Raw genomic sequence first — 13,868 nt, 5'->3', positions numbered from 1 at the left:
TTTAGTTTAAAGTTTAATAGTTTAAAGTTTAATGTTGAGCATCATAAAACTTTAAACCTTAAACAAATATTTAATCTCTAATTAAAGGCAAGGTAGAACATCGCAATAATCCTTCTTGTTTTGCAATTTCTGAATATGGAATTTCTTCTACGATAAAACCGTTCGAACGCAACCAATTGTTAAGTCGGGTAAAATTCCTTTCTGAAACGACAACATTTGTATCAATAGAAAAAACATTGGAATTCATATTGTACATTTCGTCTCTGGTAATATGGAATAGGTTTTCTTTTCCAAAAAGATTTACCAAAAACAAATAATCTGCTTCTTCACGGAATCCGTTTTTGTAAATAATCCCTTTATCGTTTCCAACAGGTTGAAAACAACAATCCAGATGCAACGCATTGTCACGGGCTTCAATTTTAGATTTTACCAAATCAAATTCTTTGACTATTTTATTTGGAAATAAATCTTTTATGTATTGCACTCCTTGTACATTCGTTCTTGCCGTAATATAGTCTTTGTAGTCACTTCCTTTATAGGTTCCAATGAAAATATAATCGTTCCACAACATCACATCACCACCTTCTATGTGAACTTCCTCTGGAGGACGAACTACTTTTTCAGGATTAATTTGGTCAATTATATATTGGATTGCATCCAGTTCCCGTTCTCTATCCGGCAAGATATTCGATTTTACAAAAACATCATCAATCACGAAACCAATGTCTCTGGTGAATATCTGATTGTAATTTTCAATCATTTCGGGACGATAAACGGTCACATCATATTTTTTTAGTACAATATTAAATGCTTCCATTTCATTAACCATATCATGCTCCAGAGGATAAGTTCCTGCTAAAATATGTTCTAATGATTTAGGATCATACGCTTCTTCAACCTTCGGTGTGGGCCCATTATTAACTGCTGAACCCACAACTACAACTCGGAGTCTGGAAGTTTCATTCTTTATATTTAACTCTAACATGTATTTTTAGCTTTTGACAAATATAAAAAAAGCTTCACAAATTAGTGAAGCTTTTTAAACTGATTTTATCTTTTATCTGTTGGCACAAAATCCCTCAAAGGATGACCTGTATAGACTTGTCTTGGCCTTCCGATAGGCTCCTTGTTTTCACGCATTTCTTTCCATTGTGCGATCCAACCCGGCAAACGTCCTATGGCGAACATTACTGTAAACATGTCGGTAGGAATTCCTAAAGCTCTATAAATAATTCCAGAATAGAAATCTACATTAGGATATAAGTTTCTTGATTTGAAATATTCATCTTCCAAGGCTGCTTCCTCCAGTTTTTTAGCAATTGCAAGAATTGGATCTTCAAGTCCTAAAGTTGCTAAAACTTCATTGGCTGCTTTTTTGATGATTTTTGCTCTTGGATCAAAATTTTTGTAAACTCTATGACCAAATCCCATTAATCGGAAAGGATCATTTTTATCTTTGGCTTTAGCCATATATTTATCAGCATCTCCGCCATTTCTGTGGATTTCTTCTAACATTTCAAGAACGGCTTGATTTGCTCCTCCGTGTAATGGTCCCCAAAGTGCAGAAACTCCAGCAGATATTGAAGCAAATAATCCTGCGTGAGAAGAACCCACCATTCTCACAGTAGAAGTTGAACAGTTTTGCTCATGATCTCCGTGAAGAATAAACAATTTATCTAATGCATCGATAACTACAGGGTTTGCCGTGTAAGGTTCTGTAGGTAATTCAAACATTAAACGCATGAAGTTTTCTACATATCCTTTTGTATTATCGTAGTAATTCAAAGGATAACCCATGCTTTTTCTATACGTCCAAGTTGCAATAACCATGAATTTACCCATAGTTTTACACACCGCCTCGTACATTTCTTTTTCATTGTCAACATTCACTGATTTAGGGTTAAATGCTGTTAATGCACTTGTCAAAGCTGCTAAAACGCCCATTGGATGCGCTGTTTTAGGGAAACCATCAATGATGTTTTTCATTTCTTCATTGACCAAAGTGTATTTTCTAATATCCGTTTCAAATTGCGCTAACTGCTTAACAGTTGGCAATTCTCCAAAAATTAAAAGGTAAGATACTTCCAGAAAATCTGCTTTGTCCGCTAAATCTTCAATCGAATATCCTCTGTAACGAAGAATTCCTAATTCTCCATCTAAAAAAGTGATGTCACTTTTACAAGAACCTGAATTTTTATAACCAGGATCCAATGTTATTATACCGGATAAATCACGTAATTTGTTAATATCGATGGCAACTTCATTTTCACTTCCTACAATTATAGGCAGTTCAATTTTCTTCCCATCAATTTCTAATGTTGCTGTTTTTGACATAATATGTTTGAAAATAAACTTTTAAAATAATAATTTCTCAAATCTAAGGAATTAAACACTAATTAAAAAGAGAATAACACAATGAAATTGTTAAATATTATACAAAAAAGCCACTCACACAAGGTGAATGGCTTTAGATAAAAATATCGTAAGAATTTATTTTATTTTAAAAGCAGCCTTACCAGGGAAATACGCTGAATTCCCTAATTCCTCTTCAATTCTCAATAATTGATTGTATTTAGCCATACGATCAGAACGAGAAGCGGAACCCGTTTTAATTTGACCACAGTTTAACGCTACTGCTAAATCAGCAATCGTATTATCTTCTGTCTCTCCTGAACGGTGTGACATTACTGAAGTATACCCCGCATTTTTAGCCATATTAACTGCTGCAATAGTTTCAGTCAATGTTCCAATTTGGTTCACTTTGATAAGAATTGAATTTGCAATTCCTTTTTCAATACCAGTAGACAAACGTTCAACATTAGTCACGAATAAATCATCACCAACTAATTGAACTTTATCCCCAATTCTTTCTGTAAGCAATTTCCATCCGTCCCAATCATTTTCATCCATTCCATCTTCAATAGAAATAATAGGATATTTAGCTGCTAATTCTGCTAAATATTCTACTTGCTCTTCAGAAGATCTAATTTTACCTGTTTCTCCTTCAAATTTAGTATAATCGTATTTTCCGTTTACATAAAATTCTGCAGCAGCACAATCTAAAGCGATCATGATTTCGTCTCCAAAAGTATAACCAGCAGTTTCAACCGCTTTTTTGATTGTATCCAAAGCATCTTCCGTTCCTCCAGGTAGGTTTGGTGCAAAACCTCCTTCGTCACCTACAGCAGTAGAAAGTCCTCTGTCATGCAACACTTTTTTCAAACTGTGAAAAATTTCAGTTCCCATTTGCATTGCATGTGAAAACGAAGTTGCTTTCACCGGGAAAATCATAAATTCCTGAAACGCGATAGGCGCATCAGAATGCGAACCTCCGTTAATAATATTCATCATTGGTACCGGCAACGTATTTGCCGAAACACCACCTACGTATCTGTATAAAGGCAATCCTAATTCGTTTGCAGCCGCTTTGGCTACAGCCAATGAAACTCCTAAAATTGCATTGGCTCCTAAGTTTGATTTATTTGGGGTACCATCTAAATCGATCATCGTTTGGTCAATAAGATTTTGTTCGAAAACAGAAACTCCTACAAGTTCTTCAGAAATAATGGTATTCACATTTTTCACTGCATTCAAAACTCCTTTTCCAAGAAATGCTTTTCCACCATCACGTAATTCAACCGCTTCGTGCTCTCCAGTTGACGCACCTGATGGTACTGCCGCTCTCCCTAAAACTCCATTGTCTGTAATTACATCTACTTCTATTGTAGGATTTCCTCTTGAATCAAAAATTTGTCTTGCGTGAATTTTGATAATTATACTCATAATTTCTAATTTAAATTTTATAATACAAATATATTCTATCTTTTGTAATGAGTTTATGAAAATAATGAATGTTATTAACGAAAACGTTATAATTTTTTTACAAACAGAACATTTAAGCTTTTTAAGGAATTTATTTTTACACTATGTGTTATTTTTCTGTTTTTTTTTTAAGATAAAATCAAAAAAATTTACCGCACAGATGCTAAAATTAACCAAAGTGATTAAAATTAAATTTAACATTTCTAAAATACTGATTTTCAATTATTTAAACTAATTTTATATAATCCTCTAAAAAAGATATAGAACTTTTTCACACCCTGCTTTCTAAAGAATATTTAAAGTCTTAATTTTTAAATTAAAATCTGATGGAAACTTTCAAAACGACTAACAACAACATTAATTATGATGCGATTATATCATTATTAAAAAGAACTTCTTTACCTCTAGAAAACCCTACCGATTTAGATCCGTTAATGAATTACATTGGAGACGCAAAATATGTACTTTTAGGAGAAGCTTCACATGGAACACATGAATATTATACTTGGAGAGCAAAAATTTCACAACGTTTACTTCAAGAAAAAGGATTTTGTTTTATAGCTGTCGAAGGTGATTGGCCAGATTGCTATCGTTTAAATCGTTTAAATCGTTTTGCAAAAGGATATTTAGATTCTGGCAAAGATATATTAAACGTACTCACTGAATTTAAAAGATGGCCGACTTGGATGTGGGCAAATTGGGAAATTGCAGCATTTATTGACTGGCTCAAGATTTATAATGAAAGCTTTCCTGTTGATGAAAGAATAGGTTTTTATGGTCTGGATGTATACAGTTTTAGAGAATCCATGAATTCCATAATTCAATATTTAGAAAAAAATGATCCAAAAGCATTAGCAATAGCAAAAACTGCAATGAAATGTTTTGAACCTTACGACAAAGATGAAGGACAATCTTATGCAAGAGCTTCTTCTTTTATCCCAGAATTATGCGAGAAAGAAATCATACACATGCTTACCGAAATTCTCAGAAACGTTCCTAATTACAATCATGATTTAGAGAATGTTTTAAGCATAGAACAAAATGCTTTCGTGACCAGAAATGCGGAAAAATACTATCGGGCAATGATAAGAAGAGGCTCGGCTTCTTGGAATATTCGTGACGAACATATGGTTTCCACTATAGAAAGGCTAATGAAATCCCATGGAAAGGATACTAAAATTATCATTTGGGAACATAATACTCACATTGGTGATGCACGCGCTACAGATATGGCATCTGAAGGAATGGTGAATGTGGGACAATTGCTAAGGGAACAACATGCTACAGACGGTGTTGTTGCAGTAGGATTTGGATCATATAAAGGCAGTGTGATTGCAGGAAGAGAATGGGAAGATTCTATGCGAAAAATAAAAGTTCCAGAAGCAGTTGAAGGAAGCTGGGAACATGCTTTTCATATTGCAAACAATGGAAAAAATAGATTATTATTAATGAATAAAGTAAAGGATGAAAAATGTCTTTCCTCACTCATAGGACATCGTGCAATAGGTGTTGTTTATAATCCTGAACACGAAAGATTTGGAAATTATGTCCCTACAATACTTCCAAAAAGATATGATGCTTTTATATTTATTGATGAAACTAACGCTTTACATCCCATAAATATTGAAGTTAATGGAAATCAAATCCCTGAAACTTATCCTTTCGGTATGTAAACTATTAAATAAAAAAAAGGTTTGACTTATTTAAAAGTCAAACCCTTTTTTATACCTAATATTGGAAAAAATCCAAATATTAACCTTTTATGTTCTCAATGAATTGATCAAATAGGTAGGAAGAATCGTGAGGACCAGGACTTGCTTCTGGATGATATTGAACGGAAAAACAGTTTTTATTTTTCACGCGCATTCCTGCAACCGTACCATCATTTAGATGAAGATGAGTAATCTCTAAATCAGAATGATTATCTAATTCTTCTTTATTAACGGCAAAACCATGATTTTGAGAAGTGATTTCCCCTTTTCCGGTAATCAAATTTTTCACCGGGTGGTTGATTCCTCTGTGCCCGTTGAACATTTTATATGTAGAAATTCCATTGGCTAAACCAATCACTTGATGTCCCAAACAAATTCCAAATAAAGGCTTATCATTTTTAAGAATTTCTTTGGCTACTTGAATCGCTCCAGAAAGTGGCTCTGGATCACCAGGTCCATTGGATAAAAAATATCCATCCGGATTAAAAGCGGCTAAATCCTGATAAGAAGAATCAAAAGGAAATACTTTGATGTAACAATCTCTTTTAGCAAGATTACGAAGGATATTCATTTTAATTCCTAAATCAAGTGCTGCTATTTTATAGGTAGCATTTTCATCACCAAAAAAGTAAGGTTCTGTTGTTGAAACTTTAGAAGCTAACTCTAAACCTTTCATGTCTGGAACCTTTGATAATGCACTTTTAAGTTCTTCAATAGGAGTTTCATCGGTACAGATTACAGCATTCATAGCTCCGTTATCACGAATGTAACTTACAAGCGCACGTGTATCTACATCAGAAATACATATTAAGTTTTGTTTGATAAAATAATCTTCTAAACTCCCTGAAGCATCTTCACGAGAATAATTGAAGCTGAAATTTTTACAAACTAAGCCAGATATTTTAATGCTTTGTGATTCAACTTCTGAATCGTTTACCCCATAATTACCAATATGTGCATTAGTAGCTACCATTAGTTGACCAAAGTAAGAAGGATCTGTAAAGATTTCTTGGTAACCTGTCATTCCTGTATTAAAACAAACTTCTCCAAAAGTAGTACCGCTAATTCCAATAGATTTACCATGGAATATAGTTCCGTCACTTAATAGAAGAATTGCTTTTTGTCGTGTTGTGTATTTCATTTGTAGTTAAATATTTTGCAAATTTAAATTTTTAAAACAGTGAATACAATGTTTTTTAAAAAATTTATGTTTTTCAGGTTTTCCTAGTTGAAGGAAAAAGTTTTAAACTAGCCCCGAATACTTCACTTAGTTGTTATTTTTATAGTAGTTCAGTGAACTTTGTTTAAAGTGGAAATCCTCTTTCTATTTTTTTTTAAAAGAAAGATTACTTCACTTAATATTCATTTTAAGCAGAGTTCAGTGAACTTCGTTTGCAACTGAAAGCCGGAAAACTAGTTCTTAAAAATTTCAGATATCTTGCTCGTAAAAAATCAAAAAAAAAGGATAAACTATAAATAGCTTATCCTTATTTTTTATTGAATGATTATTTTCATAATTACTCTGCAGTCTCAGTAGTTGTTTCAGTTTCAGCAGCTGGAGCTTCAGTAGCTTCATCTTTCTTAGCTTTACCACCACGACGGCTTTTTGCTTTCTTAACTTCTTTTTTACCACCATTGTAAAGTTCATTGAAATCTACTAATTCGATCATTGCCATATCAGCATTATCTCCTAAACGATTTCCAACTTTAATGATACGAGTGTATCCACCTGGACGGTCTCCTACTTTAGCAGCTACGTCTCTGAACAAGTCAGTTACGGCATATTTGCTACGTAAGTAAGCAAAAACGATACGACGATTGTGAGTTGTATCAGCTTTAGATTTTGTTATTAAGGGCTCAACGAATTGTTTAAGCGCTTTTGCTTTAGCAACAGTAGTGTTAATACGTTTGTGCTCGATAAGAGAACAAGCCATATTAGCTAACATAGATTTTCTATGTGCAGTCTGTCTGCTTAAGTGATTGAATTTTTTTCCGTGTCTCATTGCTATGTAAATTTAAACCTTGCGGCTTAGATTATTCTTTATCTAGTTTGTATTTTGCTAAATCCATACCGAAATTCAAATTTTTAACTGCAACAAGTTCATCAAGTTCAGTTAAAGATTTTTTACCAAAATTACGGAATTTCATTAGGTCATTTTTATTAAACGATACTAAATCACCAAGTGTATCAACTTCAGCCGCTTTCAAACAATTTAATGCTCTAACAGAAAGATCCATATCAACAAGCTTAGTTTTAAGCAATTGTCTCATGTGTAATGATTCCTCATCATATGATTCTGTTTGTGCAATTTCGTCAGCCTCGAGTGTAATTCTTTCGTCAGAAAACAACATGAAATGGTGAATTAAAACTTTTGCAGCTTCAGTAAGTGCATCTTTTGGATTGATAGATCCATCAGTTTTTATTTCAAAAACTAATTTTTCATAATCTGTTTTTTGCTCTACACGGAAGTTTTCAATCGCATATTTTACATTTTTTACCGGAGTAAAAATTGAGTCTGTAAAAATAGTTCCAATTGCAGCATTCTGTTTTTTGTTCTCTTCAGCAGGAACATATCCTCTACCTTTTTCGATGCTTAAATCGAAATTAAGTTTGATTTTGCTGTCTAAATTACAGATCACTAGTTCTGGATTCAAAACTTGGAAACCTGAAATAAATTTTTGAAAATCACCTGCTGTTAACTGATCTTTACCTGAAACAGAAATAGTAACTGATTCATTATCTATATCTTCAATTTGACGTTTGAAACGCACTTGTTTAAGATTAAGGATAATTTCGGTAACGTCTTCAACAACTCCTGAAATAGTAGAAAACTCATGATCTACACCTTCAATACGAACAGATGTAATTGCATAACCTTCTAATGCTGAAAGCAAAACTCTTCTAAGTGCATTACCAACGGTCAATCCGTAACCAGGTTCTAAAGGTCTGAATTCAAATTTACCTTCAAAATCGGTTGAATCGATCATGATAACTTTATCGGGCTTCTGAAAATTAAATATTGCCATAAATTTCGACTAAGTCAATTATTATTTGTTGTACAACTCTACGATTAATTGTTCTTTAATGTTTTCTGGGATTTGAAGTCTCGCAGGTACAGAAACAAAAGTACCTTCTTTAACATCATTATTCCAAGTAATCCATTCATAAACATGACTTGAATTAGATAAAGAACGTTCGATAGCTTCTAAAGATTTAGATTTTTCACGAACTGCAACTTTATCACCAGGTTTAAGGTGGTAAGAAGCAATATTTACAACATCACCATTGACAGTGATATGTCTGTGAGAAACAAGCTGTCTGGCACCTCTTCTTGAAGGAGCTATACCCATTCTAAAAACAACGTTATCTAGTCTTGCTTCACATAATTGTAAAAGGATTTCACCTGTCACACCTTTGGAAGCTGCTGCTTTTTTAAATAAACCTCTAAATTGTTTTTCTAAAATTCCGTATGAATATTTAGCTTTTTGTTTCTCCATTAACTGGATAGCAAACTCAGATTTTTTACCTCTTTTTTTAGCCATCCCGTGTTGTCCAGGTGGATAATTTCTTTTTTCGAAAGCCTTATCGTCTCCGAAGATTGCCTCGCCGAATTTACGGGCGATTCTTGTACTTGGACCAGTATATCTTGCCATTTTAAATTGTTTAAGATTGAGGTTATGAATTCAGGTCTTATCCTTCAATAACCGATATTCAATCTAGGTTATACTATAAATATTTTTGAGTATTAAACTCTACGTCTTTTTGGAGGACGACATCCGTTGTGCGGCATTGGGGTAACATCGATAATCTCTGTAACCTCAATTCCACCATTATGCAGGGAACGGATAGCAGACTCACGTCCGTTTCCTGGTCCTTTCACATATACCTTTACTTTTTTAAGTCCAGCTTCAAGAGCTACTTTACTACAATCCTCTGCTGCCATTTGGGCTGCGTATGGAGTATTCTTTTTAGAACCTCTAAAACCCATTTTACCAGCTGAGGACCACGAAATAACTTCACCTTTTTTGTTAGTCAAAGAAATAATGATGTTATTGAAGGTAGCAGAAATATGAGCTTCTCCCGTTGATTCAACGATAACTTTACGTTTTTTTGCAGTTGCTTTAGCCATATTACTTATTATTTAGTTGCTTTTTTCTTGTTAGCAACAGTTTTTCTTTTACCTTTTCTTGTTCTAGAGTTGTTTTTAGTTCTTTGTCCTCTTAAAGGAAGACCAGATCTATGACGGATACCTCTATAACACCCAATATCCATTAAACGTTTGATGTTTAAAGAAACTTCAGAACGTAATTCTCCTTCAATTTTAAAAGTTGATACCGCCTCACGAATTGCTCCGATCTCGTCATCATTCCAATCTTGAACTTTTTTATCTTGGCTAACTTGAGCTTTTTCTAAAATCTCAACAGCTCTACTTTTTCCTAATCCAAAGATGTAGGTAAGTGCTATAACACCTCTCTTATTTTTTGGGATATCTACCCCTGCTATTCTTGCCATAATTATCCTTGTCTTTGTTTAAATCTAGGATTCTTTTTGTTTATTACGTACAATCTCCCTTTTCTTCGCACAATTTTGCACTCGGGACTTCTCTTTTTTACTGAAGCTCTAACTTTCATTTTGAATATCCTTTAATATCTATAAGTAATTCTTGCTTTTGACAAATCATAAGGGCTCATTTCTAGTTTCACTTTATCACCAGGTAATAACTTGATATAATGCATACGCATTTTTCCAGATATGTGTGCGATTACAATATGTCCATTTTCTAATTCTACACGGAACATCGCATTTGATAATGCTTCGATGATTGAACCGTCTTGTTCTATTGCTGATTGTTTTGCCATAAAATTAAGCTACTGCTTTCCTATTTTTACCACTTTTCATTAAACCGTCATAATGTTTATTCAACAAATATGAGTTGATTTGCTGCATTGTGTCTATGGCAACTCCAACCATAATTATTAATGAAGTACCTCCAAAAAACATTGCCCAAGATTGTTGAACATCCATAACGCTTACAATTATTGCCGGGAACACAGCGATTAGAGCAAGAAATAAAGACCCTGGAAAAGTTATTAAAGACATCACTTTGTCAAGATAATCAGAAGTTTCAACTCCCGGCCTAACACCTGGAATAAAACCGCCGCTTCTCTTTAAATCATCAGACATTTTGTTAGTAGGCACCGTAATGGCAGTATAAAAGAAAGTAAATACAATTATTAAAGTTGCAAATACTAAATTATACCAAAAACCGAACATATTACTAAAAGCGCCAACGATAGACTGTGATGCATCAGATTTAGACAAACCTGCTAAAGCAGCTGGAATAAACATAATTGCTTGTGCAAATATAATTGGCATAACCCCTGAAGCATTAAGCTTTAATGGAATCCACTGTCTATTTCCACTTAACATGTCTTGTTCAAAATCACCCGAAGTTGTCCGACGAGCATATTGAACAGGAATTCTTCTGACCGCCATAACTAAGAGTACACAACAAATAATAACTAATAGCCAAATGATGATTTCAATAACCAACAACATCGGACCACCATTATTATTGGTAACCCTAGTCGTAAACTCTTGTATAAAAGCTTGAGGAAATCTAGCCAATATACCAACCATTATCAACAATGAAATACCATTTCCTATTCCTTTATCAGTAATTTTTTCACCTAACCACATGGCAAATATTGTACCTGTAACTAGGATAACTACTGAAGAAAATAAGAACTCAAAAGAATTAAATCCCAATAAGAACGCATTACTAGGCAATGTTCTGTATAGATTGTAGATATAAGTTGGACCTTGAACTAAAGTAATACCTATTGTCAACCAACGAGTAATTTGATTAATCTTTTTTCTACCACTCTCTCCATCACTTTGAAGCTTTTGTAAATATGGAATCGCAATTCCCATCAACTGAACCACAATAGAGGCAGAAATATAAGGCATAATACCTAAGGCAAAAACGGAAGCTTGTGAAAAAGCGCCTCCAGTAAACATGTCGAGAATTGAACCAATCCCTTCTTTTGTTTGCCCAGCTAAATTACCTAATTGAGTAGCATCAATACCTGGCAGGGTCACTTGCGCCCCAAAACGATAAACCAAAAGTAAACCCAATGTTATTAGGATCCTATTTTTCAGTTCTTCGATTTTCCAAACATTACTTATTGATTCAATAAATTTCTTCATCTTAATTGAAAAATTACATTGTTACAGCTTCTCCACCAGCAGCTTCAATAGCAGCTTTTGCAGTAGCAGTAAATTTGTGAGCGGTTACTTTTAATTTTGCTTTCAATTCACCTCTACCTAAAATCTTAACGATTTCATTTTTAGTAGCTAAACGATTAGCAACATAAACTGTCATATCAACAGTATCTTTAATAACACCGTTATCAACTAAAAGTTGTAGTGTATCAAGATTTACACCTTCGTAATCTTTACGATTGATGTTTGTAAAACCAAACTTAGGCACACGTCTTTGAAGTGGCATTTGCCCACCTTCAAAACCAATCTTTTTAGAATAACCAGAACGAGATTTTGCTCCTTTGTGACCTCTTGCAGAAGTACCACCTTTTCCAGAACCTTCTCCTCTACCTAATCTTTTATTTTGATTGTGTGTAGAACCTTCAGCAGGTTGTAAGTTACTTAAATTCATAACAGTATTTGTTATTTAGCTTCTTCAACAGAAACTAAGTGTTTAACTTTATTTATCATCCCAAGGATTGTAGGGTTTGAATCATGCTCTACAACTTGTCCCATTTTACGTAGACCTAAAGCTTCTAATCCTCTCTTTTGAGTAAGAGGACAGTTGATTTTGCTTCTAACTTGTTTTACTAATAATTTAGCCATAATTTCCTTGAATTAACCTTTAAAAACTTTTTCTAAAGAAACACCTCTTTGTTTTGCAACAGTGTAAGCGCTTCTCATTTGTAATAAAGCATCAAAAGTCGCTTTTACTACGTTGTGAGGATTTGAAGATCCTTGAGATTTAGATAATACATCATGAATTCCAACTGATTCAAGAACTGAACGAACAGCTCCACCAGCAATAACTCCGGTACCATGAGAGGCAGGAATTAAGAATACACGTGCACCACCAAATTTACCTTTTTGTTCGTGAGGAACTGACTGACCATTCAAAGGAATTTTTACTAAATTTTTCTTAGCATCTTCTACTGCTTTCGCAATTGCTTCAGAAACATCTTTAGATTTTCCTAATCCGTGACCAACCACCCCGTTTTCATCACCTACAACTACAATAGCAGAAAAACCGAAAGCTCTACCACCTTTTGTAACCTTAGTAACACGATTAACACTTACCAAACGATCTTTTAATTCAAGACCACTTGGTTTTACTAACTCTACATTCTTGTATTTACTATTAGACATACTATATTAGAATTTAAGTCCAGCCGCTCTTGCGCCTTCCGCTAATGATTTAATACGTCCGTGATACAGATAACCTCCTCTATCGAAAGTTACTACTTCTATCCCAGCCTTTAAAGCTTTTTCAGCAACTAGTTTCCCAACCGCTGTAGCAACTTCAATGTTCGTACCGTTACCTATTTCTTTTTCTCTTGAAGAAGCCGCCAACAATGTAACTCCGTTTACGTCATCAATAAGTTGAGCGTAAATTTCTTTGTTACTTCTAAATACAGATAGCCTTGGATTAGTAGCAGTACCACTAATTGTTTTTCTAATTCTGAATCTAATTCGTTGTCTTCTTTCAGGTTTTGTTAATGACATAATCTTATTTTTTAAGCTGATTTACCTGCTTTTCTTCTTAATACTTCACCTACAAATTTAACACCTTTTCCTTTATACGGCTCAGGCTTACGGAAACCTCTGATTTTCGCAGCAACCTGACCTAAAAGTTGTTTGTCAAATGATGTTAATTTTACGATTGGGTTTTTACCTTTTTCAGATATAGTCTCTAAAGTTACTTCTGGAGCAATTTCTAAAACAATATTATGAGAGTAACCAAGTGCTAAATCTAACTTTTGTCCTTGGTTTGAAGCTCTATAACCAACTCCGACCAACTCTAATGACTTAGTAAAACCATCTGTTACACCTATAATCATGTTATTGATTAAAGATCTGTACAAACCGTGTTTTGCTCTTTGGTCTTTGTGATCAGATGATCTGTCTACTTGAACTTGACCATCTTCAACTGTAACAGTAACGTCCGAAAACTCCTGAGTTAGTTGACCATTTTTTCCTTTTACTGTAATAATACCATTTGCAACTTCAACAGTTACACCTGCTGGTATTGTTACTGGGCTTTTACCTATTCTTGACATCTTATATAGTCT

Annotated in this window: 18 protein-coding genes; 1 reads left to right on the top strand and 17 read right to left on the bottom strand. The window is 33.9% G+C overall.

Annotated elements, in window-relative coordinates; genetic code table 11:
• Positions 1-70: 70 nt before the first annotated feature.
• From AC0J6S_RS07580 to eno, 3 genes are all read right to left on the bottom strand, one after another.
• Positions 71-985 (bottom strand): dimethylarginine dimethylaminohydrolase family protein, encoded by a 915-nt coding sequence (locus tag AC0J6S_RS07580; RefSeq protein WP_474956136.1) that lies wholly within the window; start codon positions 983-985, stop codon positions 71-73.
• A gap of 65 nt (positions 986-1,050) precedes the next feature.
• Positions 1,051-2,334 (bottom strand): citrate synthase, encoded by a 1,284-nt coding sequence (locus AC0J6S_RS07575; RefSeq protein ID WP_474956135.1) that lies wholly within the window; start codon positions 2,332-2,334, stop codon positions 1,051-1,053.
• A gap of 156 nt (positions 2,335-2,490) precedes the next feature.
• Positions 2,491-3,783 carry a phosphopyruvate hydratase gene (gene eno / locus AC0J6S_RS07570; protein WP_474956134.1) on the bottom strand — a complete coding sequence of 431 codons (1,293 nt, stop codon included), beginning with the start codon at positions 3,781-3,783 and terminating at the stop codon, positions 2,491-2,493.
• A 365-nt stretch (positions 3,784-4,148) separates the two neighbouring features.
• Between eno and AC0J6S_RS07565 the strand changes: the two genes are divergently transcribed.
• Positions 4,149-5,495, top strand: coding sequence for an erythromycin esterase family protein (locus AC0J6S_RS07565; RefSeq protein WP_474956133.1), 1,347 nt, complete (start codon positions 4,149-4,151; stop codon positions 5,493-5,495).
• A 79-nt stretch (positions 5,496-5,574) separates the two neighbouring features.
• On the opposite strand, the gene carA is transcribed toward AC0J6S_RS07565, so the two are convergent.
• The 14 genes from carA to rplF all read right to left on the bottom strand — a co-directional run bounded on the left by carA (position 5,575) and on the right by rplF (position 13,856).
• The gene (carA, locus tag AC0J6S_RS07560) at positions 5,575-6,675 is read right to left on the bottom strand and encodes a glutamine-hydrolyzing carbamoyl-phosphate synthase small subunit (RefSeq protein ID WP_474956132.1); all 1,101 of its coding nucleotides are present in this window, start codon (positions 6,673-6,675) and stop codon (positions 5,575-5,577) included.
• 376 nt (positions 6,676-7,051) lie between these two features.
• On the bottom strand, positions 7,052-7,537 hold the full coding sequence (rplQ, locus tag AC0J6S_RS07555; protein ID WP_131909663.1) for a 50S ribosomal protein L17: 486 nt from the start codon (positions 7,535-7,537) through the stop codon (positions 7,052-7,054).
• A gap of 31 nt (positions 7,538-7,568) precedes the next feature.
• Positions 7,569-8,561: a DNA-directed RNA polymerase subunit alpha gene (locus AC0J6S_RS07550; RefSeq protein ID WP_474956131.1), complete on the bottom strand. Its 993-nt coding sequence runs from the start codon at positions 8,559-8,561 to the stop codon at positions 7,569-7,571.
• A 21-nt stretch (positions 8,562-8,582) separates the two neighbouring features.
• Entirely contained in the window at positions 8,583-9,188 is a 606-nt protein-coding gene (gene rpsD, locus AC0J6S_RS07545; protein ID WP_474956130.1) for a 30S ribosomal protein S4, read from the bottom strand.
• A 92-nt stretch (positions 9,189-9,280) separates the two neighbouring features.
• The gene (gene rpsK / locus AC0J6S_RS07540; protein ID WP_024981527.1) at positions 9,281-9,664 is read right to left on the bottom strand and encodes a 30S ribosomal protein S11; all 384 of its coding nucleotides are present in this window, start codon (positions 9,662-9,664) and stop codon (positions 9,281-9,283) included.
• An 8-nt stretch (positions 9,665-9,672) separates the two neighbouring features.
• Positions 9,673-10,047, bottom strand: coding sequence for a 30S ribosomal protein S13 (rpsM, locus tag AC0J6S_RS07535; RefSeq protein WP_066081001.1), 375 nt, complete (start codon positions 10,045-10,047; stop codon positions 9,673-9,675).
• A gap of 2 nt (positions 10,048-10,049) precedes the next feature.
• Positions 10,050-10,166: a type B 50S ribosomal protein L36 gene (ykgO, locus tag AC0J6S_RS07530; RefSeq protein ID WP_008992256.1), complete on the bottom strand. Its 117-nt coding sequence runs from the start codon at positions 10,164-10,166 to the stop codon at positions 10,050-10,052.
• A 12-nt stretch (positions 10,167-10,178) separates the two neighbouring features.
• Positions 10,179-10,394 (bottom strand): translation initiation factor IF-1, encoded by a 216-nt coding sequence (gene infA / locus AC0J6S_RS07525; RefSeq protein ID WP_007136545.1) that lies wholly within the window; start codon positions 10,392-10,394, stop codon positions 10,179-10,181.
• Positions 10,395-10,398: 4 nt separating this feature from the next.
• The gene (gene secY / locus AC0J6S_RS07520) at positions 10,399-11,745 is read right to left on the bottom strand and encodes a preprotein translocase subunit SecY (protein ID WP_474956129.1); all 1,347 of its coding nucleotides are present in this window, start codon (positions 11,743-11,745) and stop codon (positions 10,399-10,401) included.
• Between the two features lie 13 nt (positions 11,746-11,758).
• Positions 11,759-12,211 carry a 50S ribosomal protein L15 gene (rplO, locus tag AC0J6S_RS07515; RefSeq protein ID WP_072992279.1) on the bottom strand — a complete coding sequence of 151 codons (453 nt, stop codon included), beginning with the start codon at positions 12,209-12,211 and terminating at the stop codon, positions 11,759-11,761.
• 11 nt (positions 12,212-12,222) lie between these two features.
• Positions 12,223-12,405, bottom strand: a complete 183-nt coding sequence (gene rpmD, locus AC0J6S_RS07510; RefSeq protein WP_027310825.1) for a 50S ribosomal protein L30 — start codon at positions 12,403-12,405, stop codon at positions 12,223-12,225.
• Positions 12,406-12,417: 12 nt separating this feature from the next.
• A complete protein-coding gene (gene rpsE / locus AC0J6S_RS07505; protein WP_035668102.1) occupies positions 12,418-12,945 on the bottom strand; it encodes a 30S ribosomal protein S5 in 528 nt (175 codons plus the stop codon).
• A 6-nt stretch (positions 12,946-12,951) separates the two neighbouring features.
• Positions 12,952-13,302: a 50S ribosomal protein L18 gene (gene rplR, locus AC0J6S_RS07500; RefSeq protein WP_121925772.1), complete on the bottom strand. Its 351-nt coding sequence runs from the start codon at positions 13,300-13,302 to the stop codon at positions 12,952-12,954.
• 11 nt (positions 13,303-13,313) lie between these two features.
• Positions 13,314-13,856 (bottom strand): 50S ribosomal protein L6, encoded by a 543-nt coding sequence (rplF, locus tag AC0J6S_RS07495; protein WP_474956128.1) that lies wholly within the window; start codon positions 13,854-13,856, stop codon positions 13,314-13,316.
• Positions 13,857-13,868: the final 12 nt, after the last annotated feature.

It is taken from the genome of Flavobacterium sp. TS_SC_5, assembly GCF_056156265.1.
Note: the sequence above shows the minus strand (reverse complement) of the source record. Positions and strands in the feature narration are given on the sequence as shown.